Here is a 20,718-nt window from a genome sequence, read left to right as displayed (position 1 = left end):
ATGTTCGGAAAAGTCATCGGTAAGCGGCTGCTCTTCTCCGCGTTCATCCTCATCGCAGTCTCGCTGCTCGTCTTCGGCGCCACCCTGCTGCTGCCCGGCGACGCCGCTAGAGCGATCCTCGGCCAACAGGCCACACCGGAGCGCATCGCAGCCCTGAACGAACAGCTGGGACTCGACCAACCCGCCTGGCAGCGGTACTTCACCTGGCTGGGAGGACTGTTCGTCGGGGACTTCGGAACCTCCTCGGCGACGGGAGGCTCTGTCGGAGCACTGCTGGGCGATCGGATCGGGGCTTCCTTCATCCTCATGGGACTGGCCGCCGTCATCTCCGTGCCCTTGGGCATCGGCCTCGGCGTCTATCAGGCTCTGCACCGCGGGAAGCGCCGCGACCAGGCGATGACCGGAGTCAGCCTTGTGCTGGCGGCCATGCCCGAGTTCGTCATCGGCATCGGCCTCATTGCCATCTTCGCCACCTCGGTATTCCAGATCCTGCCGGCCGTCACCCTGGCCCCGCCGGGAGAACCCGTGTGGAACCGGCCGGAGCAGCTCATCCTGCCGACCCTGACACTCATCCTCGTCGTCACCCCCTATATCGTGCGAATGATGCGAGCGACGATGATCGAAGTCCTCGACTCCGGTTTCGTCGAGATGGCCAGGCTCAAAGGTGTCCCGGAGAAGCGCGTGATCATGCGCCATGCCGTGCCCCACGCACTCGGACCGGTCGCTCAGGTCGTCGCGATCCAGCTGGCGTGGCTGGCCGGCGGTGTGGTCGTCGTCGAGTTCCTGTTCCGCTACCCGGGACTCGGCCAAGCACTCATCGATGCGGTCACCTACCGTGACGTGCAGGTCGTCCAAGCGATCTCCATGCTCGTCGCCGCCGTCTACGTCGTGGTGAACCTGGCGGCTGATGTCGTCGGCATCCTCACCAACCCGAAACTCAGGAGCGCAGCATGAGCACCGACGCCAACAGTCTTGATGACCTCAAGTCCGCGGCCACCGATGCCGCAGAGGTGCCCAAGGAATCCGCCACCACCTACGTTCCCTTCTACAAGCGGGTGCTCGCGCAGAAACAGGGCAAGATCGGCCTGATCATCACCGTGGTCGTCGTCGCGCTCGCTCTGTGCGGTCCGCTGCTGCTGCCCTGGGCGACCGGCAACACCGCCACCGAGTTCGTCACGAAGCCGTTCAGTCCCTACGGTCTGTTCGGTTCGGACAACCTCGGCCGCGATGTGTTCTCCCGGTTCCTCGCCGGCGGTGTGACACTCATCGTCTACGGTGTGCTCGCCACGGCGCTCGGCATGGTCGTCGGTGCGATCATCGGCATGCTCGCCGCCTATGTCGGAGGAACCTTCGACGCCGTGATCATGCGGCTCAACGACGTCATCCTCGCTATCCCGCAGCTCGTGTTCGCCCTCCTGGCAATCACAGTGTTGGGCCCGCAGGGGTGGGTGCTCGTGACCGTCATCGGCCTCACCCACGCTCCGCGCATCGCCCGCGTCGCGCGGTCCGCGACCCTGGGCGTCATCACCGAGGACTACATCAAAGCCGCCGAGATGTACGCGATGCCCCGGTGGAAGGTGCTCATCCGTGAGCTGCTCCCCAACATCACCGGACCGCTGAGCGTGGAGGCGGGACTGCGTCTCACCTACTCGATCGGCTACATCGCGTCGCTGTCGTTCCTCGGACTCGGTCTGCAGCCGCCCGCGGCCGACTGGGGTCTGATGATCAACGAGAACCGCATCGCCCTGTCCATCCAGCCCTGGGGTGTGCTGCTGCCGGTCGTTGCGATCGCGCTGCTGACCATCGGCACCAACCTGCTCGCGGACTCCTTCGCCCGAGCCACCGCATCAACATCCGTGGAGGCATGATGAGCCCGAAGACAGAGACCGTTCGCCACGATGATGCGAACGAGCCGAACGAGAAGATCGTTTTGCGCGTGTCCGACCTGCGCGTGCTCACGAACGCCGGAGACGAGATCCTTCACGGAGTCGACTTCGCCCTGTCCCGAGGAGAGATCCTCGGGCTCGTGGGCGAGTCCGGTTCCGGTAAGACCACGGCCGGTCTGGCCTGCATGGGGCACTTCCGGGAGGGGCTGAAGTTCGGGTCGGGGTCCGTGAGCATCTGGCCGCGCGGTGACGCCACTCACCTTGAGGTCGGCGAACTCGACGAGGTGGCCCTGCGGGATCTGCGCGGATCCCGCATCGCGTACATCCCTCAGGATCCTGCCCTCTCGCTCAACCCGGCCATGCGCGTGGGCGAGCAGATCCGGGAAGTCCTCGACATCCACGACTTCGGAGTCTCGGATCGTGAGCGAGCTGATCGCGTCGCAGAGGTGCTCGTCGACGTCGGTCTGCCCACGGATCGTGCCTATCAGCGGCGTTGGCCTCACCAGCTCTCCGGCGGTCAGCAGCAGCGCATCGGCATTGCCATGGCCTTCGCCATGTACCCCGATGTGCTCATCCTCGATGAACCGACAACCGGCCTGGACGTGTCCACGCAGTCGGTCGTGCTCGACACGATCCGGCAGATGACGGTGGCGAACAACGTCGCCGGCCTCTACATCACCCACGACCTCGCGGTGATCAAGGACATCTCCGATCGGGTGGCCGTGATGCTGCGCGGCGACCTCGTCGAAGAGGGACCGGTGTCGGCAGTGCTCGAACGTCCGCAGCACGAGTACACGAAGATGCTCATGGCAGCCGTGCCCGACCTTGCCGGACGGAAGACCATCGGTGACGGGGCCGCAGAGGCGAAAGCCGCCGCCGAGGCTGATGAGAAGACACATATCCTCGTGTCGGCGGGGGAGAAGCCCGGCGATGCGGACTCGGACCGGACCGGATCCGACGGGGCGGCCGCCTCGGCGGGGGACGGGGACGGCGGTGCCCCCTCGGTGACTGCGCCTCTGCTCGAGGTCAAAGATGTGGCGCTCGCCTACGGGAAGACGCAGATCCTCGACGGGATCAACCTGACGCTGGAGCCGGGGGAGTGCACGATGCTGCTCGGAGAATCCGGGTCGGGTAAGACAACTCTGTCGCAGTGTGTGGCCGGGCTCAACGACGACTACAAGGGCTCGGTGAAGCTGCGCGGAACGGAGCTGGCGCGGTCGACGCGCAAGCGCACGAACGAGGAGCGCGTGGGCATCCAGTACGTGTTCCAGTCGCCGTTCTCCTCACTCAATCCGCGACGATCCATCGGTCAGTCGCTGACGGTGCCATTGGAGATGAGCGGTCAGGGAACGGCCGCGAGCCGGAAGGCCGCTGTCGAGGAGGCGCTGGATTCGGTGCGTCTGGGACGGACGTTCTACCACCGGCGCCCCGGTGACCTCTCCGGTGGTGAGAGGCAGAGGGCGGCGATCGCCCGTGCGCTGGTCAACGCACCGTCGGTGATGGTCTGTGATGAGATCACCTCGGCGCTCGACGTCAGCGTGCAGGCATCGATCGTCGCCCTGCTGCGGAGCTTGCGGGAGGAACGTCAGCTGGCGATGCTCTTCGTCACGCACAACATCGCACTCTCCCGGCACATCGCCGACAATCTTGCGGTGCTCAACCAGGGCAAAATCGTCGATTACGGTCCGACCGCGCAGGTGCTCGAGGATCCGTCGCACGAGTACACGCGGGCGCTGATCGCCGACGTGCCGAAGTTCTGATGGCTTGTGGCACAGTTTGGGGCGGATAGCACCTGTTCAAACAGGTGCTATCCGCCCCAAACTGTGTTGTGAGCCGACGATGCTCTGAAGGTCGTCAGCGATCAGTCGACGGCGAGTCGATCGTTGAGGCGTCATCCTCGTCGCGGCTCTGGTCCTCGCCGGTTTCGTCCTTCCGCCCGAAATCGTCGGGATCGACCTTATCGAGGTACTCGGATGACGGTGCGCCTCCGGCCTCGTGATCGAGGTTCTCCGCAGCTTTGCGCATGCTGTCTGATGTGTTGCCTTCGGTGCTGTTGTCGTCGGTTGACATTCTGGTCACCTTTCGCTGGAGAGCGCGGATAGGTGATCAGTCTACGTGGGGCCTCTGCCGAGCGGCACCCCCGTAATGCCTCATGCCAATATGCCCGCACCCCTACCCAGTTGGACCAAAGAGCGTCAGCATAGGTTCGTACACTCGATAGAGAAGGGATGATCGTGATGAGCGATTTCAGCGAAGACGAGAAGGATCCGAAAGCGGCCCCCGAGGGAGCCAGGGATGACGTTGCGGAAAATCCCGGCACGGATTCCGCGTCGAAGGAGAAAGAGGACGAATTGGTCGATGAGTGGGAGGAAGAGTCCTTCCCCGCGAGCGATCCGCCAGCACACTACTGACTTCCGTGATCGCAGGGCCCGGCACCGATGCACAGGTGCCGGGCCCTGCGTCGCGGCAGTGAGCATAGTGCCGCTTCGACTGTGGAACTGACCAGATTGGGCTTGGCCTACTCGTCCATTGTGAGTACGAGTTTGCCGGTGGTGTGGTTGGTCTCGCCTTCTCGATGGGCTTCTGCTGCCTCCGAGAGCGGGAAAGTGCCGGCGATTGCGGCACGCAGTGCACCGTCGTCGACGAGCCCGGAGATGGTTTCCAGTGTGCTGCGCGAGGAGTCCACGAGCATCCGAAGTGCTCGCACTCCGAGCTGATCTGCTTCGCGAAGGAGATCAGCGGAGCCGACAGGGATGAGCGAGACGAGAGAGCCGCCCTTGCGAAGCGTGTGCAGGGAGCGCATCGCCGTGTCACCGCCGATCGTATCGAGCACCGCGTCCACGTCTCGCACTCGATCGGCGAAGTCATCCGTTCGGTAGTCGATGACTTCATCGGCGCCGACCTCGCGCAGGAAGCCGTGCTTCGCCGAACTCGCGGTTCCGATCACGTATGCGCCCAGCGATTTCGCGATCTGCACAGCGATGTGCCCGACGCCGCCCGCGGCTGCGTGGATCAGCACGCGCTGTCCCGACTGTAAGTCCGCATTGTCGACGAGCGCCTGCCAGGCGGTCAGAGAGACGAGGGGGAGTGCCCCCGCCTGCACGTGGTCAACCGATCGGGGTTTCGCCGCGAAGAATCTGGCCGGGGCGGCGACGTAGTCGGCGTGGGTACCGAGTCCGAACGGATACGACATCATGCCGAACACCTCGTCGCCTGGTCTGAACGTCGCGACGCCGATACCGACGGCTTCGACCACACCGGAGACGTCCCAGCCGAGTACTAATGGCAGTTTGTCGACGAAGCCGTGGCCAGAACGGTGCTTCCAATCGGTCGGGTTGAGACCCGCAGCGTGGACTTTCACGAGGATTTCGTTGGTGCGGGGCTTCGGGCGCGGAATCTCGGTGATTTCGAGAACGTCGGCGCTGCCGAAAGTCTGCTGGCTGACGGCGCGCATCATCGTTTCGGTGTTCATGGTCCCATTGTGTCACTTCAGAAGCCGCAGCTGACCTGACTCTTTCTGTAAATGCCCGACCCTGGTTTGTCAAGACTGTTTACAGCGGTCTCCCCACAATGCCACGCTGAGAACACCGCGCGCAGCGCGGCGAGCCCCTTGGGGGCAGGTCAGACAGCCACAGACGCTGAGGAGGAACAGGGGATGAACCACAATCACTTGCGCACGGTCTACGGGAGCGGCGGTCCATATGCCACGGTCTACCTTGAGGGTCGTACTCCTTCAGCCGATGCCGAGACGCAGCTGCGTCTGCGCTGGTCGGAGCTGCGAGAGCAGCTGTCCGAAAGCGGGGCAGAGGAGTCTCTCCTCGAGTCCATCGATGCGATCATCCTCGCCGACGAACCCACCGAGGTGCACACAGACGGTCGGACCATCGTCGCGAACTCACAGGGAGTTCTGCTGGACGAACACTGGGACGCGGCGCTGGGAGAAGGAGATTCGGCCCACTACGGCGAGGCGCCGGAGCTTGGAGCCTTTCTCCGACAGGAGTGCAGACAGTTCGATGTCGTCCTCGTCATCGCCGGGCAGGATGGTGCGGCCGTCCGTGAACTGAGCGTGACCCCGGATCGCGAACGCATCGAGAACGAGCCGGTCCACGTGACCGGCGACAACGACGAAGACATCAACAAGCCGCGGCGAGGAGCATACTCGCACAACCAGATCCGGCGCCGTGTCGACGAGATCATCAAGGACAATGCACGCAGCGTCGCCGACTTCGTCGACCGATTGATCACCGATCATGCACCGGACGCCGTCGTCCTGGCAGGAGAAGTGCAGGGCAGAACTGTCGTCAAGGCCGAACTGTCCGTACGGGCCGAAGAGCTGCTTCACGAGATCTCAGAAGGCGGCAATGACGATGACGGTGCCGAAGAGGCGATCGACGTGGCCATCAGGACGTTGGTGACGAGGCTCGCCGAAGAACGAGAGGCTGAGAACTCGGAGCGTCTGGGCGAAAGCAAAGCACACGGCCGTGCGGTCGAAGGGCGAGCAGAAGTCGAAAAGGCAGTGGAACGCGGAGCGGCGGCGGTCCTGCTGCTCGATGATGCCGAGGCCTCAGCAGGTGAAGCGGAGATCGTCTCCGCGGCTATCCTGTCCTCAGCTGAGATCGGACTCAGCCACGATCCGATGAGCGACGGCATTGCTGCGATCCTCCGCTACGACGTCGGCGCTGCGCTCGCGGACTGAGCAGCAGCTACACGATGGCCGGCAGTATTGAATGGGTGACATGTGTATGGTTGGTCCGTGACAGCCGATCTCGGCAGGCCGAAAGGACCCCCCGATGAATCGCCCGACGGAACGCTCGACCCCGCCTGGCCCGAAGTCGCTCGGCGACGAAGTCATCCGCCGAACCCGCACCCCGCGGCGCGTGCTCGTGCTCGGGGCGACCGGTTACATCGGCGGTCGCCTTGTGCCCCGACTGCTGCAGGCCGGACACCAGGTTCGGGTCGGTGTGCGGCGACCGGAGAAGCTCAAGCAGGTTCCATGGGCAGCCGACGTCGACGTGAGAACCGTCGACCTCGACACCGGTGGCGGTCTCGATGACAGCCTCGGCGGCATCGATACCGTCTATTACCTTGTGCATTCCATGGGCTCCGGCGGGGACTTCGAGGCAGCCGAAGCCGAGGCGGCCAGGCGCTTCGCCAGCGCGGCCGCATCTGCCGGCGTACGCCGCATCGTCTACCTCGGAGGGCTCCATCCGGAGGGACGTGAACTCTCGAAGCACATGCGTTCACGAGCGAACGTCGGACGGATTCTGCTCGACTCCGAGGTCGACGCGATCGTCTTCAACGCCGGCATCATCATCGGCTCCGGATCGGCTTCGTTCGAGATGATCCGCCACCTCGCGACGACCCTGCGCTGGATGCCGGCACCGGACTGGGTGTCCAACCGCGTCGAGCCGCTGTCGGTTCGTGACGCTCTCTACTACCTTCTCTCCGCGGCTGATGTGCAGGAGGCGGTCAACCGGTCCTTCGATATCGGTTCACGTCAGATCCTCACTTATGCGAACGTGATGCGTACCTTTGCTGCCGTCGCAGGGCTCAAGCCCCGCCACGTCATCGCTTTGCCTCTTCCCGCGCCGACGCTGTCAGGCATCTGGGTCGGGTTGGTCACCCCGCTGCCGTTCAGCCTCACCTTGCCGCTCGTCCAATCCTTGCAGGAAGACGCGGTGGCCTCGGATCAGGACGTCGACGCGGTCATTCCGCCGCCCGAGTCCGGGCTCATCGGGTTCGCCGACGCCGTCCGACTCGCCCTGCGCCGTGAAATCGAAGGTGCCGTGGATACGAACTGGGACGCCGACGCCGGAGAGCTCGACGAGGCGGCCCAGCCGTCGCCCAGTGATCCGAAGTGGTCCGGCCGGCGCATCTTCACCGATGAACGGTCGACGACGATCAGCGGTGTCAGCGCCGCCGAGGTGTGGCCTGTGATCGAGGGGATCGGTGGGACCAACGGCTGGTACTCGTGGCCGCTGGCATGGAAGATTCGTGGGATCTGGGACAAAGCAGTCGGAGGCGCTGGCCTCAACCGGGGCCGACGGCTGCCCGACAGCCTGCGCACCGGCGACCCCGTCGACTGGTGGCGAGTCGAACAGCTGGAGCCGAACTCTCGTCTCCTGCTGCGCGCCGAGATGAAGGTCTCCGGGCACGCGTGGCTCGAATTCGCTCTGACAGACTCATTCGAAGGCTGTGAGTATCACCAGACGGCGACCTTTATCCCCACTGGAGTGCGAGGCCGCATCTACTGGGCCCTCGTCGCCCCGTTTCATCGCTTCATCTTTCCCGCCATGGCGAAGAACATCGCAGCCGAGGCGCGGCGCCGAGCCTGAACGTTCCCGGTTTTGTCCATGATCAGGGGGCTGTCGTCAGCATCGAAGCGAAGCCGTGCCGGTACGTGGGGTAGCCGAGTTCGCCCACGAGCGAGCCGAAGCGAGTTCCGTCGATACGTTTGCCGCTCGGCGTCTCGTCGTCGGCATGGCCGGGGACGGGCACGCCGAGGCGGCCGGCGATGAAGGCGGCGACGTCGCCCATCTGAGCAGGAAGCGAATCGACAGCGTGGACCAGGTCCGGCGGTTCCGAGGCAAGTGCCAAGCGCTCGAGGCCGCGAACGAGGTCGTCTCGGTGGATGCGGTTCGTCCACCGCTGATGGTTGAACCGCTGGCCGCGTCGCACGGAGTCGATGAGGCGGGTACGGCCAGGTCCGTAGATACCAGCCGGGCGGACGATCGTGAGGTGGTCGAAGAGCTCGGCCGCCTCGGACTCGGCCGCAGCGAGGACCTCACCCGGCCCGGACCCTGGGGCGAGTGGAGCGTCTTCGGTGATCACACGTGTCGGGTCCTCCGCAAGGACACGCGTGGAAGAGACCAGGATGACTCGGCCCGGCTGTGACCCGAGCACGCGGGCGAGACCTCTCAGCCCGTGGAGATAGGCCCGTTCGTATCCGGTCCGAGTCGGTTCGTCCGAAGTCAGAGTGATCACGACCGCATCGAGTCCGTCCAGTCGCGGATCGCTGCGGTCTGCAGCATCGACCCTATCGCGGCCGGGAGCTCCGAATCCGGAGAGGTCCATACTGATCGGCTCAAAGGCGTCGGGCAGTTCGGCGACGCGTCGGCGCAGTCCGATCACCCGGTGCCCCTGGTCGACCAGTCGCAGGCCCAGCCGTGTGCCCAGGTCTCCGCACCCGGCCATGAGAATCCTGCGTCCGTTCGTCGTGCTCATTTCGCCTCACTCTTCATCCTGTCATAGGCGGCCAATGCCGCCTGGCGCGATGCCTTGAGATCGACGATCGGCTCGCGATCACCCCGCGAGCGTTCCGCCCGAGTGAGACCGCCCGGACCGCGGCCCAACCACCTGCCCACGTACTCGTAGTCGGGATCGAAACGCTCACGTTGGCGTTCGGGATTGAAGATGCGAAAATACGGAGCCGCATCGGCTCCGCACCCGGCCACCCATTGCCACGAGACCGGGTTGTTGGCTTCATCGGCGTCGACCAGCGTGTCCCAGAACCACTGCTCGCCGTGCCACCAGTGGATCAGCAGATTCTTCGTGAGAAAGCTCGCCGTGGCCATCCGCACTCGATTGTGCATCCATCCGGTCTGCCACAGCTGAGCCATGCCGGCATCGACGAGGTCGATCCCGGTCGTGCCGCTGCACCAGTGGTCGAGTGCCTCGGGGTCGTCCTCATAGGGGAAGGACGCGAATTCAGGTCGCATCGGTTCGGATTCGACGGCCGGCAGGTGATAGGTCAGGTGCCAGGAGAACTCCCGCCAGTAGAGCTGCCGGATCCATGCCTGCCGATCATCGTCCCTCACCTCCGGTATGTCCAGGGCCGCTGCCAGCAGCTGGCGGGGGGAGAGTTCGCCGAAGCGCAGTCGCGGCGACAGGCCTGACGTGCTGTCAGGGTCTGCGGGGACATCGTGAGAATCTGCGTAGCCGTCGAGCCCGTCGCTCAAGCAGGCGAGCTCACCGGCCGCCTCCCTGCACCCGGGGTTCCAGTGCCCGGCCACGGTCGTCCGCCACCACTGTGGAGTCCTCGCCGAGGCGAAGCTGCCCGAGCCCGTGTCGGTTCCGTCGAGAAGACCGAGATCGTCGAGACTGCGTCCCCAGGAGCGCCCGGCAAAAGCCTGTCGCTGGGCCTTCGTCGGAGAACTCTGTGTGCGCGGCGCCGGGAGGCTGTCGCCGACGCTGCGATCGCGCACAGCGTTGAAGAACGGCGTGAAGACCTTGTAGAAGTCACCGCCCTGAGGGCTGACCGTCCAAGGCTCGACGAGCAGCGCGCCGGTATGGGAGTGCACGGCACGACCGGCATCAGCCAGGTCCGTCTTGATCTGCGCGTCGAGGCGACGTGCAGCCGGCGCATAACGGCGCGACCAGCGCACAGCATCGACTTTCAGGTCCGCAGCCGCCTGCGGGACGATGTCGGCGGCCGAGCCTGCTGCGAAGAGCAGCGGGATGCCGAGCTGTGCGAGTTCGGTCTCCAGGACGCGCAGCGATTCGTGCGCCCACCACCGGGCCGCCCCGCCTAACGGGCGTGGGCCCAGGCCGTCGTCGCTGCGGCACTCTCTGATCCAGAGGCCGATCACCTGCCCGTCGCCGCAGGCCGCTGTCAGGGCCTCGTGGTCCTCGACGCGCAGGTCGTCGCGAAACCAGACGAGGGTGAGGGACTCGCGGTCCTGGCTCATCGGCAGACTCCTCCCACAGCTGGTTCGCCCAGTCGGCATTTACACCAAAGTGTAGTATCCGAGCAGGGTAACCCGATTGTGAGGACGTCAGCTGCTGGTCGAGTAGACCTGCTGCGAGCCTCCGGCACGGGTGCGGTTGCGGCGACGAGCCTCGGGGCTGGTGCCGCGGGATTCGGACGCGCGACGGCTGCTCGGCTGACGACTCGAAGATTCCGCGCGCTGACCGCCCGAGCGGCCATTGCCGGAACGGCCGCCGCGGGAGTTCTCGCGACGACGATTTCCCTCGCCGGTGTGCCCGGCGCCCCGGCCACGGCCGCCGCTCTCGCCGCGACGCGATTCGCCGCTGCGACCGCCACCGGTGGCGCTCGAGTTCTCACGGCTGCGGTCGCTGCCGCCGTTGCCGGGCTCACCGCGACCCGAGCTTCCGCCACGGCCGCCTCGGCGACGGCGGGATGAACGACCATTCGACGTGGAAGGTTCGGTCTTCTTGCGCGGCTGGACGGGTTCCTTCGGCTGCGGGGCGACGAACTCGGCGATCTCACCGACGAGCTCGGTCACCTCGGGGGACTCTGCGTTGACCTTCTGCGGGGTCGCCTTGATGGCGGCCTTGCGCAGGAGGATCTGAGTGTCCTTGCGCTCTTCGGCGGTCATCACCGTGACGACGTCACCGGCGCTGCCGGCACGTGCGGTGCGACCGGAGCGGTGCAGGTACGCCTTGTGCTCGGTCGGGGGATCGACGTGGACGACGAGCTCGACGGAGTCGACGTGGACGCCGCGGGCGGCGATGTCTGTGGCCACGAGCACCTTCGCCTCACCATCGGTGAACGCGGCGAGGTTGCGATCGCGCGCACCCTGCGACAGGTTGCCGTGCAGGTCGACGGCGGGAATGCCCGCTGCTGTGAGTTGGCGGGCGAAGCGCTTGGCCCGGTGCTTCGTGCGGGTGAAGAGGATGCGGCGGCCCGTGCCGGAGGCGAGCTTGTGCACGAGTTCGTTCTTGTCGTCGACCGACACCTCGAACACGTGGTGGGTCATGGCCGAAACGTGGGAGGTCGCCTCATCCACGGAGTGGAGGACCTCGTTGTGGAGGAAACGACGGACGAGTTTGTCGACGTCGTTGTCCAAGGTGGCGGAGAAGAACATCCGCTGTCCCTCAGCCGGGGTCTGGTTGAGGATTCGGGTGACTCCGGGCAGGAACCCGAGGTCAGCCATGTGGTCGGCCTCGTCGAGGATGGTGACCTCGATGTTCTCGAGCGTGAGGATGTCCTGCTGGAGCAGGTCCTCGAGGCGGCCCGGGCAGGCCACGACGATATCGACGCCGGCCTTGAGTGCGACCTCCTGTCGACGCTGCTTGATGCCGCCGAAGATCGTCGTCGTCCGCAAGCCCACGGCCTTGGCCAACGGGTCGATGACCTCGGTGATCTGCGTGGCGAGCTCACGGGTGGGAGCCAGGACGAGCCCGCGCGGATGGCGGAACTTCTGCGAACCCTCGCCGGATTCGGACAGGCGAGCGACGAGCGGAATGGAGAACGCCAGGGTCTTGCCGGACCCGGTCTTTCCGCGGCCGAGCACATCACGGCCGGCCAGCGTGTCGGGCAGAGTGTCCTGCTGGATGGGGAAGGCCTGGGTCTTGCCTTCACGGTCGAGGGAGTCGACGAGCTTCGCGGGGACGCCGAGGTCGGAGAACGACGTCGGTGCCGAGGTGGCTTTCTTCGCGCGATTGCCGGTGCTGCTTGTGTTGGTGTTCCGGTTGCTGCCTCCGTGGGTGCGGGTGCTGCGGGGATTGGTGCGTGTCTGTGAAGTAGTGATGGGATGGCCCTTCGACGTGCCGGAGGGCGTGCCGGTGCCGTGAATAGGTGGCAGGCAGCCGCTTCCGGTCATGGAATGAGCGCTGTCGGCGCTCTCGATCGCCGAGAGAAAACGGCTTCGGAAATGCGCGGGTGCTATCACCCAGCTGCAGAGACGAGGCGTCCTGACGACGCAGGGAACCCGAAAACGGGTTCGCAGGTGATTACAGTATAGCCCCGGCGGTGCGTGAGACAGAATCCGCGGACTTCGCCGCGGACACGGAATCAGGCTCGGAGACTGCGGCGACCGGCCGTCGGCGAACTCGGCGGTGCCCGGTCACCCATGCGGAGAGCGCCACCGACGCCCAGCCGATGCCGATGCCCGCGATGTCGTCGAGGATGTAATGCCATCCGAAGTAGATGGTGGCCACGACCGTCACACCGAAGAAGATCCAGGTGAACACCTGGACGGCGCGATGCTGTTTCGTCAGCGTCATGAACAATGCTGCGGCGAAGGTGACGGAGACGTGAAGCGAAGCGAACGCGGCGACACCCTGGATGGAATCGCTGCCGATCGGGTTGCTGAGGTAGTCGAGGCGAGTGTCGATGAGGGATTCCTGGAGCTCACTGACTCCGGTGTCGGGCAGCGCCCGGAAGACCTCGGCGTGGCTGAACACGGGACCGACCGACGGCAGGAGATAGTAGCTGACGGTGCCGAGCACCCAATTGAGGCTCAACATCGTCGTATACCAAGCGCCGACGGCGAGTCTGCGATTGAGCACGAGGACCGCGCCGAGGCTGATCGGAATGAGCGGCAGGTAAGCGAGGTAAGCGATAGAGAGGAGGTTCGCTGCGATGCCGGTGCCGAGGAGTTCGTGCAGGAGCACGGCCGGAGTGTTCCCGCCCACGAGCCAATGGTCGAGGTGGAACAGCTGCTGATCGAAGAGGGTGCCCTCGCGGTAGACCGGCAGCACGCTCTTGAGATTGCGGTAGGCGACGTAGCAGACGTAGAAACTCAGCAGCCCGGCACCGATGCACAGCAGCCGGTGGGCATTCCACTCCTTCTTTGCGATGTCGACGACCGACGTCGGCAGATTTCGCCACCCGTTTCGCCTCACCGTTTCCACGATCAGCCCGGCGCCGATGAATCCGAGAACCAGCAGAGGCAGACGGATGTATGAGGGACCGAGGAAGCCGTCGGGGTCCCGCAGCGGGAGGTCGAGGAAGAGGGAGGAGAACACGGCGGCCGCTCCGACGAGGAGGGCGAGCGCCATGGCAAAGCTGTAGGGCCAACGTCGCAATCTGGTCATCGGAATACCGTAGTAATTCACTTTTAGTACATCTTCGGATTTTCCTCGGAGGCGGCTGACCGGAGCCCCGTTCTCGCCCGCGCCGGCGGGCCAGAACAGAATGGTCCACCCACTGTGCGGCTCGCGGCATTAGTGTTGGTCCATGACAGAAGGTCCATTGAACGCGCCTCCGAATCGCGATGACCCGATACCCGAGGGACTCAAACTCGGTGCCCGCTTCACCGGATACCTGCTGGTGATCATCGCGGGAATCACAGTCGCGATCTTCGTGGCACTGCAGATCGCACAGATCGTCGTTCCATTCCTGGCCGGCCTCGTCCTCTCTGCCCTCCTGGTCCCCATGTCGACGTTCCTGCAGCGGCATCGGTGGCCGAAATGGTTGGCGGTGGTCACCGTGTGGGTGGTCGTCCTCGGCCTGTTGGCCGGGCTCGTCCTCCTCATCACCTTTCAGATCAGAAGTGAGATACCTGAGATCCAGAAGCAGGTGGCGACGACCCTGGACGAGGCGAAGCAGCTCTTGGCCACGCAGCCGTTCGGAATCACCGAAGCCAAACTCAACGACCTCGTTGATTCCTCGGGGAAGTGGCTGCAGGACAACGCCGCCGGTCTCGGCTCCGGTGCCGCCGAGGTGGGCACGACGGCGGCTCATGTAATCGAAGGCGTCATCATCATCCTGTTCGTCACCCTCTTCGCGCTCATCGACGGGCGCGGCATCTGGACCTGGGTCGTCAACATCTGGCCGAAGAAGGCGCATGCGCGGATCTTCGCGGCCGGTGAGGCCGGTTGGAAGACGCTGACGAACTTCATTCGGATCCAGCTGGTCGTCGCGGCCAGCGATGCGATCGGAATCGGAGTGGGTGCTCTGATCCTCGGCGTCCCCTTGGCGGTGCCGATCGCCATGGTGGTCTTCCTCGGTGCCTTCGTGCCGTTCGTCGGAGCGATCGTGGGCGGAGCGGTCGCGGTCGGCTTGGCGCTGCTCTTCAACGGGTGGGTGCACGGCCTGATCATGCTCGCGATCGTCGTCGTCGTCCAACAGCTCGAAAGCCACGTTCTGCAGCCGTGGCTGACAGGGCCCACAGTGAAGATCCACCCCCTGGCTGTGATCCTCGGGGTGACAGCGGGAGCAGCGGTGGCGGGCATCGCCGGGGCCTTCTTCTCCGTGCCGGTCATCGCGACTCTCAATGCGATGATCCACGCGGCCAAGGACTACAGAGTGGGACAGCGTTGAGACGGGCCGGGCCACGGTTGAATCGAGTGCGAATCGTCAAGGGCGCTCTTCGGCGTCTGCTCGACGACGAGTGCCTCGACAGAGCAGCCGGGCTGAGCTTCTACGCTCTGCTCTCTGCTGCCCCGGCGATCCTCGCCATGGTGTCGCTGCTCGGCGTGGTCGGGGAAGCCGAGTCGACCACGAAGGCGGTGCTCTCCCTGGTCCACGGAGTCTCGGCCGAGGCGGCCAAGGCGATTCGCCCGATCATCGTCGAACTCACCGAGTCGTCTTCGGCCGGTGTCACCCTCATCGGCAGCCTGCTGCTGGCGATCTGGTCGTCGTCGAAATACATCGGCGCGCTCGGTCGTGCCTTGAACGCTGTCTACCGGGTCGAGGAGACCAGGCCGTATTGGAAGTTCAAGCCGCTCATGCTCCTGATGACCGTGGTCACGCTTATTGTCCTGGCCGCTCTGGGGCTGCTGCTCGTGCTGTCGGGGCCTATCGCCGAAACGCTCGGCGAGCTCATCGGAATGGGCGCGGTTGCCCTGCTGATCTGGAACGTGGTCAGATGGCCGGTCTTCGTCTTCTTCGTCATGCTGCTCATCGCCCTGCTCTACTACGTGACCCCGAACGTCAGGCAGCCGAAGTTCCGGTGGGTCAGCCTCGGTGCGTTCGTCGCGCTGCTCGTGCTGCTTGCCGTGTCGGCCTGCTTCGTGCTCTACATCAACAATTTCAGCAGCTACAACGTCACCTATGGGTCGATCGGGGGAGTGATCGTCGGGCTCGCCTGGGTGTGGATGGTCAACCTCTCGCTGCTCCTCGGCGCCGAGTTCGACGCCGAGATCGAACGCGAGCGGCAACGGCAGTCCGACGGTGACGCAGACGTGCTGTTCCGACGGCCGAGGGAAGGCGGTCGTTCGGATCGCGGCAGCGAGGAGCGTCCTGCTGACAGCAGTCACAGCAGCCCTGGGCGTCCTGGTCACGGCACTCACGGCAGCCCTGGGCGAAGGAACCAGGTCACGGGCCGCTGACCGGAAACCCGTTTCGTCCGCGCCCGCTGGGCGCCGACCGCACGAATCAGTTCAGATGGTGTGCAGCGAAAGCCGCAGCGTTGTGGAGCACCGTGGTTGTGTCGTCGAGGATCCGACCGAAGTGGAGGAACGAATGGAGCACATCCGGATACTCCTCGAAGCGGACGTCGTTGCCTGCCCGCTGCAGGGTCCTGGCCAATGCCCGGCTGTCATCGCGCAACGGATCGAGACCGGCGGCCGCGACGAACACCGGCGGCAGACCGGAGAGATCGGCGGTGAGGTGCGCGACGAACGGTGAATGTTCGTCCTCCGGGGTCGGCAGGTAGTCGTCGAGGAGGTTGCTGAGGTCGTGGATGCCCATTCCGTCCCAGTCGCCGCCGTAGAGCCTGCGACTGGCCGAGTCGATGAGACCGTGGCTGCCGTAGATGGGCAGAAGGGCGCGCAAAGCCGAGAAGCTCGCGGGACTCGCCCCGATGGTCTCCGGTTCATCGCGCAGAAGCAGACCTGCCCCGAGGGTGAGCACCGCCCCAGCCGAATCTCCGGAGATGGCCAGACGTGTGCCGTCGATGTCGAAATCCTCACCGTGGCCGGCGAGATGGTCGACGACCCCGGCACACTCGTGCAGCGCCTGCGGGAACTTCACCTCCGGCGACAGCGAATAGTCGACTCCGATCACGGCGAAACCGCCGGCAGCGGCGAGCACGCGCATGATCCGGTCGTGCGTATCGAGGTCTCCGAGGCTGAACCCACCGCCGTGGAGGAACAGGAGACCGGGCAGGACCGCCTCGGTGGTGGGGCGATGGATGCGGATCGGAACGTCGACCCCGGCGGCACGGATGTGGTGATCATCGGTGCGGGCCATGGTTGGGCCACCTTCGTTCCACAGCGTGCGTTCGGTCCGGTATTCGGCGCGTTTGGCGGCCAAAGATCGAGCGGCAGGGGAGAGGTCACCGGGGGCAGCGGCGAAGGCCTCGCCGGCTCGGCGGCACGCGTCGGCCCGAGTGGCCTGGACGGCCATGACCTCGCGCATCTGTGGCGACATCGATGCCACGATGTCGGCAGGAATGGTGGCCAGCAGCGCTTCGGTGAGCGCGGGGTCGACTGTCACGCCGGGAATCATCAGCCTCATTCTTGGTCGGCGGCAATGATTCCCAGCTTAGCGAGGGCACCTGGTCATCAAGCGGAGGGGCCAGCGGTTCGGGTGCGACGTTGGGACCGTGCGGCGCGCATCGGCGGTGTCGCGGAATATCCGGCGGTCGCGACTGTTATGACTATGGGACTGCGGCACCGGCGGCCCCGCACCCCGAACGACAATCCTCACGGACACTGACATTGCAGGAGCGAAACCTTGACCGACAGCATGCAGCCCGGGCATCCGCAGCCTGGCGATGTGCCGACCGAGAATCTGCGCACCGATCACATGCGCCGGCACGAGACCGACCACGACATCCCGTGGTCCCTGCCGATCGTCGTGCGTCGGTCCAAGACTGCCATCGCCCGCCATGTCGACGTCCTCGAGGCCACCTCTCGCGCCGTCGTGACCTTCCTCGACGATCCGCGTTCGCAGCCGGGAGGGGAATGGAATGAGGCCGTTGAATACTGGCGGGACGGAGCCATCCGCAAGGTCGTGCGTCGTGGCGACGGGAAGAAGCTCGAGGACGCACGTGCCCTCGGGTGTGTGAGCGTGACCTTCGGCGGCACCGACGATTTCGCTCCCGCCGAGGCGCTCGTGTTCGCCCCCGGACCCGTCGAACCTCTGCCGACTGAGCTGAAGAAGCTCCAGGTCGGCGGCACCGAATTCCCGGATGAGGGAGAGAGCTCCGTGTCCGCCGTCGAAGCGGTCGTGACGATCGAACTCTCACCTGCGTTGACGCTGACGACCGGGAAGGCCGCCGCCCAATGCGGTCATGCTGCGCAGCTGGCGTTCGAGCAGATGCCCGACGATGTGCGGAATCGCTGGCGCGAATCCGAGTTCAGCCTGCGCGTGATCACGGCAAGCCGAGAATCGTGGGCGGCGAACGACCAGCAGATCAGCGTCGTCGACGCCGGCTTCACGGAAGTCGACGGACCCACAGAAACCGTCCGCGCCCGCTGGTGAGGGCGCGACTGACCCCCATGGGTCGTCGGTGAGTCGGGAAGTGGGGGAAGCCGCCTCGGCGAGGGAAGACTCAGGCGTCGTCGAGGTCTTTGAGCTCTTCCTCGCTCAACGGCCGTGTCTTCGTGCCGTTGCCGAACTCGTCGAGGTAGATCATGTGCTTGACCATTTCACCGGTCTCTTCGTCCTCGACTTCGATGATGTCGCCGGGATGGGTCTGGGGCTGGTAGAAATCTTCATTGACTCCGGTCATTGTGACCACCTCCTATAGGTATCCTCACCATACGATGCTGTGATCTGAGTCTCAAGGGTCCCTATTGCTACCTGACGGGGGCCCAGCAACCTGGCGCCAGGTTGCTGGGCCCCCGTCAGGTAGCAATAGAGGGTCTTCAGGGTGCGGAATCGGTAGTCTGAGTTCATGGAACGCCAGAGATTTCACTTGACCGGGGGCCGCGATCGCAATGTCGCCGAGGAGGCCCGCCCCGGAGAGGACGAGTTCCGCGTCGATATCGAACGGATCCGGTTCTCCCCGTTCTTCTCCCGCCTGGCCTCGGTCACCCAGGTCATCCCGCAGGCCGGGTCCGGCACCGTCATCCACAACCGGCTGACCCATTCGCTCAAGGTCTCCGCAGTGGCCCGATCGATCGCGATCACGTTGAATAACGCCGACGAGGCGACCCGGGATACGGTCAGCCGCCTCGGCGGGTGCGATCCTGTTGTCGTGCAGGCGGCCGCGGCCGCCCACGATCTGGGGCACCCGCCGTTCGGCCACCTCGGCGAGAAGGAACTCGACCGGGTGTCGCGGCAGGTGCTGCGCCTCGATGACGGATTCGAAGGGAACGCGCAGACGTTTCGGATTCTCACCGCTCTCGACAGCTGCGAGGCAACGGCGCGCGGCCTGAACCTCACGCGTGCGGTTCGAGCTGCGGTGCTCAAGTATCCGTGGGAGCGCGGGGAATGGACGGGCGATCGGGCGTCGTCGGCGGCGCGGATGCCCCGCGGGGTCGGCGACGATGTCGGCGAGGGGGCGATGAAGTTTTCCGCCTATGCCACTGAGGTCGAGGAGATGGCGGACGTGCTCTCGGCGTTTCCGGCGATCGGGAAGTATCAGCAGACGCTCGAGTGTGCGGTCATGGATGTCGCCGACGATATTGCGTATGCGGTGCACGACCTGGACGATTTCTACCGGTCGAACGTGCTGCAGTATACGGCTGTATCCGCAGAGCTCGGGCGGTGGCTGCGCGACTGCAGAGAGTTGGCGACGCTCGATTCCGCGGAGTTGGATCGACGTCGTCCTGGTCATGCCCTCGAAGCAATCCGGCGACACATCGGGGAGAAGGATCCGTGGATCGCGTCAGAGGAGGCGTTCCGGGCCTCGGTCGAGCGGATCAATCGGGACCTCGTCGAGGGGTTGCTGGCGGTTCCCTACGATGGGGGACTGGAGGCGGATCGTGCGGTCACCGGGTTCACCAGGCGCTGGATCGATCGGCTGCAGGCTTCGATCGTCGTCGACCCGGATCCGCACATTCGCAGCGGGCACGTGCGGCTGAGCCAGGAAGCCTGGCACGACGTCGTGGTGCTCAAGTTCGTGCACGCGAAGTTCGTGCTCGAACGCTCCGACCTCGCGGTTTATCAGCGCGGGCAGACGCGGATCATCGCCTCCCTGGTCGAGGGCTTCCACGAATGGCTCCTCGACCCCGATGAGGCGACCAGGATCCCGAGGCGGCTCGTCGATTCCGTCGAGGCGGCCACACAGGAGTACCAGGATCTGTACGCGCGCAATCCTGAAGCGCTGGGGGAGGAAGGCGCGGCGGCGATCGTTCGGCGCGGCCGGGCTCGGGCGGTCGTGGACTACGTCGCCTCGTTCACCGACGCACAGGCGATGTCGGTCAACGCGCTTATCACCGGGGCCTCGGAGGAACCGTGGGAGGCCGGGCGCGGGTTGTAGGTTTTTGGGCTTGGTGGGGTGGGTGGTCGGCTGCTTTCGGCGGTTTGTGGAAGTTGCAGTGGGCGGATACACGAACGGCGGGGCCGGAGTTCTCACTCCGACCCCGCCGTTGTGGCGTCAGCTCAGTGACTGAGCTGGGTCACCCTCAGTGCTTGCCTGCCGAGACGCGGTAGCGGCGGGTTGCCCACACCGCTGCGGCACCACCGGCGAGGAGCAGTGCGGCGAATCCGGCCATGGCCGGGATGCCGTCGGCACCCGTCCGCGGCAGATCTCCACCGGCGCTGCTGCCCGACGCGTTCGTGCTCGAACCGGCCGAGGCTCCGCCGTTGGCGCTGGAACCTGCGTTGGCCGAGGACCCTGAGGAGGCGTTCGCCGAGGTTCCGGCGTTGGCCGAGTCTCCGGCACTTGCCGATCCACCAGCATTCGCCGAGGCTGCGGCTGCGTCGGCGCTGTCTCCGCCGTCGGTGGCTGCTGCCTGGTCCGAATCGGCGGCTGCCGTGGCCTTGTCGGCATCGTCTGCCGCCGAGGCGTTGGCGTTGTCGCCATCGGTCGAAGCCGATGCCTCGGCCGCGTCAGCCTCGGCATCTGCGGTGGCTTCCGCAGCGTCTGCCTCGGCCTCAGCCTCAGCCGAGTCGGCTGCGGCAGCACCCTCCGGATCCGCGTCGGCCTCAGTCGAGGCTTCCGCTTCTGCTTCGGCACCGTCGGCAGCTCCTGCCGAGGACGAGTCAGCTGCCGCAGCCACGGAGGCTTCAGCCGAGGAATCGGCCGTT

Annotated in this window: 18 protein-coding genes and 1 pseudogene; 10 read left to right on the top strand and 9 right to left on the bottom strand. The window is 65.4% G+C overall.

Annotated features, from left to right (window positions below):
- Genes BEP01S_RS16190 through BEP01S_RS16180 form a run of 3 tightly spaced genes read left to right on the top strand, consistent with a single transcriptional unit; the run spans window position 1 to window position 3,646 of the window.
- Window positions 1-954 (top strand): ABC transporter permease, encoded by a 954-nt coding sequence (locus BEP01S_RS16190; protein WP_062245452.1) that lies wholly within the window; start codon window positions 1-3, stop codon window positions 952-954.
- A complete protein-coding gene (locus BEP01S_RS16185; RefSeq protein WP_083532784.1) occupies window positions 951-1,868 on the top strand; it encodes an ABC transporter permease in 918 nt (305 codons plus the stop codon). Before BEP01S_RS16190 ends, BEP01S_RS16185 begins: the two co-directional genes overlap by 4 nt.
- Entirely contained in the window at window positions 1,868-3,646 is a 1,779-nt protein-coding gene (locus BEP01S_RS16180) for an ABC transporter ATP-binding protein (RefSeq protein ID WP_083532783.1), read from the top strand. Before BEP01S_RS16185 ends, BEP01S_RS16180 begins: the two co-directional genes overlap by 1 nt.
- A gap of 94 nt (window positions 3,647-3,740) precedes the next feature.
- Here BEP01S_RS16180 and BEP01S_RS16175 read toward each other — a convergent pair whose 3' ends face one another.
- The gene (locus BEP01S_RS16175) at window positions 3,741-3,956 is read right to left on the bottom strand and encodes a hypothetical protein (protein ID WP_062245448.1); all 216 of its coding nucleotides are present in this window, start codon (window positions 3,954-3,956) and stop codon (window positions 3,741-3,743) included.
- 167 nt (window positions 3,957-4,123) lie between these two features.
- Here BEP01S_RS16175 and BEP01S_RS16170 point away from each other — a divergent pair, with 167 nt between their 5' ends.
- Window positions 4,124-4,297 carry a hypothetical protein gene (locus BEP01S_RS16170; protein ID WP_157070599.1) on the top strand — a complete coding sequence of 58 codons (174 nt, stop codon included), beginning with the start codon at window positions 4,124-4,126 and terminating at the stop codon, window positions 4,295-4,297.
- A 107-nt stretch (window positions 4,298-4,404) separates the two neighbouring features.
- On the opposite strand, the gene BEP01S_RS16165 is transcribed toward BEP01S_RS16170, so the two are convergent.
- Window positions 4,405-5,358, bottom strand: coding sequence for an NADP-dependent oxidoreductase (locus BEP01S_RS16165; RefSeq protein WP_062245442.1), 954 nt, complete (start codon window positions 5,356-5,358; stop codon window positions 4,405-4,407).
- Window positions 5,359-5,541: 183 nt separating this feature from the next.
- Here BEP01S_RS16165 and BEP01S_RS16160 point away from each other — a divergent pair, with 183 nt between their 5' ends.
- Both BEP01S_RS16160 and BEP01S_RS16155 read left to right on the top strand, forming a co-directional pair.
- Entirely contained in the window at window positions 5,542-6,582 is a 1,041-nt protein-coding gene (locus BEP01S_RS16160) for a baeRF2 domain-containing protein (RefSeq protein ID WP_062245439.1), read from the top strand.
- Window positions 6,583-6,676: 94 nt separating this feature from the next.
- Entirely contained in the window at window positions 6,677-8,221 is a 1,545-nt protein-coding gene (locus tag BEP01S_RS16155) for an SDR family oxidoreductase (RefSeq protein WP_083532782.1), read from the top strand.
- 22 nt (window positions 8,222-8,243) lie between these two features.
- On the opposite strand, the gene BEP01S_RS16150 is transcribed toward BEP01S_RS16155, so the two are convergent.
- The 4 genes from BEP01S_RS16150 to BEP01S_RS16135 form a co-directional block, all read right to left on the bottom strand.
- Window positions 8,244-9,110 carry a Rossmann-fold NAD(P)-binding domain-containing protein gene (locus tag BEP01S_RS16150; RefSeq protein ID WP_062245435.1) on the bottom strand — a complete coding sequence of 289 codons (867 nt, stop codon included), beginning with the start codon at window positions 9,108-9,110 and terminating at the stop codon, window positions 8,244-8,246.
- Complete coding sequence (locus BEP01S_RS16145) at window positions 9,107-10,573, bottom strand: cryptochrome/photolyase family protein (RefSeq protein ID WP_062245433.1); 1,467 nt, start codon at window positions 10,571-10,573, stop codon at window positions 9,107-9,109. The genes BEP01S_RS16150 and BEP01S_RS16145 overlap by 4 nt, the downstream gene beginning before the upstream one ends.
- A gap of 87 nt (window positions 10,574-10,660) precedes the next feature.
- Entirely contained in the window at window positions 10,661-12,451 is a 1,791-nt protein-coding gene (locus BEP01S_RS16140; protein ID WP_083532781.1) for a DEAD/DEAH box helicase, read from the bottom strand.
- Window positions 12,452-12,581: 130 nt separating this feature from the next.
- Complete coding sequence (locus BEP01S_RS16135) at window positions 12,582-13,667, bottom strand: phosphatase PAP2 family protein (protein ID WP_062245429.1); 1,086 nt, start codon at window positions 13,665-13,667, stop codon at window positions 12,582-12,584.
- Between the two features lie 142 nt (window positions 13,668-13,809).
- Here BEP01S_RS16135 and BEP01S_RS16130 point away from each other — a divergent pair, with 142 nt between their 5' ends.
- Together BEP01S_RS16130 and BEP01S_RS16125 are read left to right on the top strand one after the other, a co-directional pair.
- Window positions 13,810-14,895, top strand: coding sequence for an AI-2E family transporter (locus tag BEP01S_RS16130; protein ID WP_082018782.1), 1,086 nt, complete (start codon window positions 13,810-13,812; stop codon window positions 14,893-14,895).
- Between the two features lie 26 nt (window positions 14,896-14,921).
- Complete coding sequence (locus BEP01S_RS16125) at window positions 14,922-15,905, top strand: YihY/virulence factor BrkB family protein (protein WP_062245426.1); 984 nt, start codon at window positions 14,922-14,924, stop codon at window positions 15,903-15,905.
- Window positions 15,906-15,951: 46 nt separating this feature from the next.
- Here BEP01S_RS16125 and BEP01S_RS16120 read toward each other — a convergent pair whose 3' ends face one another.
- Window positions 15,952-17,013: an alpha/beta hydrolase fold domain-containing protein gene (locus tag BEP01S_RS16120; RefSeq protein ID WP_244882303.1), complete on the bottom strand. Its 1,062-nt coding sequence runs from the start codon at window positions 17,011-17,013 to the stop codon at window positions 15,952-15,954.
- 240 nt (window positions 17,014-17,253) lie between these two features.
- Here BEP01S_RS16120 and BEP01S_RS16115 point away from each other — a divergent pair, with 240 nt between their 5' ends.
- Window positions 17,254-18,003, top strand: a complete 750-nt coding sequence (locus BEP01S_RS16115) for an aminoacyl-tRNA hydrolase (protein WP_306306270.1) — start codon at window positions 17,254-17,256, stop codon at window positions 18,001-18,003.
- A 70-nt stretch (window positions 18,004-18,073) separates the two neighbouring features.
- On the opposite strand, the gene BEP01S_RS16110 is transcribed toward BEP01S_RS16115, so the two are convergent.
- Window positions 18,074-18,253 carry a hypothetical protein gene (locus BEP01S_RS16110; protein ID WP_062245423.1) on the bottom strand — a complete coding sequence of 60 codons (180 nt, stop codon included), beginning with the start codon at window positions 18,251-18,253 and terminating at the stop codon, window positions 18,074-18,076.
- A gap of 165 nt (window positions 18,254-18,418) precedes the next feature.
- Here BEP01S_RS16110 and BEP01S_RS16105 point away from each other — a divergent pair, with 165 nt between their 5' ends.
- A complete protein-coding gene (locus BEP01S_RS16105) occupies window positions 18,419-19,948 on the top strand; it encodes a deoxyguanosinetriphosphate triphosphohydrolase family protein (protein WP_062245420.1) in 1,530 nt (509 codons plus the stop codon).
- A 145-nt stretch (window positions 19,949-20,093) separates the two neighbouring features.
- On the opposite strand, the pseudogene BEP01S_RS16955 reads toward BEP01S_RS16105, so the two are convergent.
- Window positions 20,094-20,718 (bottom strand): annotated as a pseudogene (locus BEP01S_RS16955) (hypothetical protein); the annotation flags it as partial.

The sequence above is a fragment of the Brevibacterium epidermidis NBRC 14811 genome (assembly GCF_001570805.1).
In the GTDB taxonomy this organism is placed as follows: domain Bacteria; phylum Actinomycetota; class Actinomycetes; order Actinomycetales; family Brevibacteriaceae; genus Brevibacterium; species Brevibacterium epidermidis.
The sequence above is the reverse complement of the archived record's forward strand: the minus strand, read 5'-3'. Positions and strand labels throughout refer to the sequence as shown.

Bases quoted from the DNA above. Each gene is read 5' to 3' on its own strand.
- BEP01S_RS16175 (WP_062245448.1), bottom strand. From the start codon at position 3,956: ATGTCAACCGACGACAACAGCACCGAAGGCAACACATCAGACAGCATG.
- BEP01S_RS16165 (WP_062245442.1), bottom strand. From the start codon at position 5,358: ATGAACACCGAAACGATGATGCGCGCCGTCAGCCAGCAGACTTTCGGC.
- BEP01S_RS16140 (WP_083532781.1), bottom strand. From the start codon at position 12,451: ATGACCGGAAGCGGCTGCCTGCCACCTATTCACGGCACCGGCACGCCC.
- BEP01S_RS16160 (WP_062245439.1), top strand. From the start codon at position 5,542: ATGAACCACAATCACTTGCGCACGGTCTACGGGAGCGGCGGTCCATAT.
- BEP01S_RS16105 (WP_062245420.1), top strand. From the start codon at position 18,419: ATGGAACGCCAGAGATTTCACTTGACCGGGGGCCGCGATCGCAATGTC.
- BEP01S_RS16150 (WP_062245435.1), bottom strand. From the start codon at position 9,110: ATGAGCACGACGAACGGACGCAGGATTCTCATGGCCGGGTGCGGAGAC.
- BEP01S_RS16155 (WP_083532782.1), top strand. From the start codon at position 6,677: ATGAATCGCCCGACGGAACGCTCGACCCCGCCTGGCCCGAAGTCGCTC.
- BEP01S_RS16130 (WP_082018782.1), top strand. From the start codon at position 13,810: ATGACAGAAGGTCCATTGAACGCGCCTCCGAATCGCGATGACCCGATA.
- BEP01S_RS16110 (WP_062245423.1), bottom strand. From the start codon at position 18,253: ATGACCGGAGTCAATGAAGATTTCTACCAGCCCCAGACCCATCCCGGC.
- BEP01S_RS16185 (WP_083532784.1), top strand. From the start codon at position 951: ATGAGCACCGACGCCAACAGTCTTGATGACCTCAAGTCCGCGGCCACC.
- BEP01S_RS16180 (WP_083532783.1), top strand. From the start codon at position 1,868: ATGAGCCCGAAGACAGAGACCGTTCGCCACGATGATGCGAACGAGCCG.
- BEP01S_RS16190 (WP_062245452.1), top strand. From the start codon at position 1: ATGTTCGGAAAAGTCATCGGTAAGCGGCTGCTCTTCTCCGCGTTCATC.
- BEP01S_RS16135 (WP_062245429.1), bottom strand. From the start codon at position 13,667: ATGACCAGATTGCGACGTTGGCCCTACAGCTTTGCCATGGCGCTCGCC.
- BEP01S_RS16170 (WP_157070599.1), top strand. From the start codon at position 4,124: ATGAGCGATTTCAGCGAAGACGAGAAGGATCCGAAAGCGGCCCCCGAG.
- BEP01S_RS16145 (WP_062245433.1), bottom strand. From the start codon at position 10,573: ATGAGCCAGGACCGCGAGTCCCTCACCCTCGTCTGGTTTCGCGACGAC.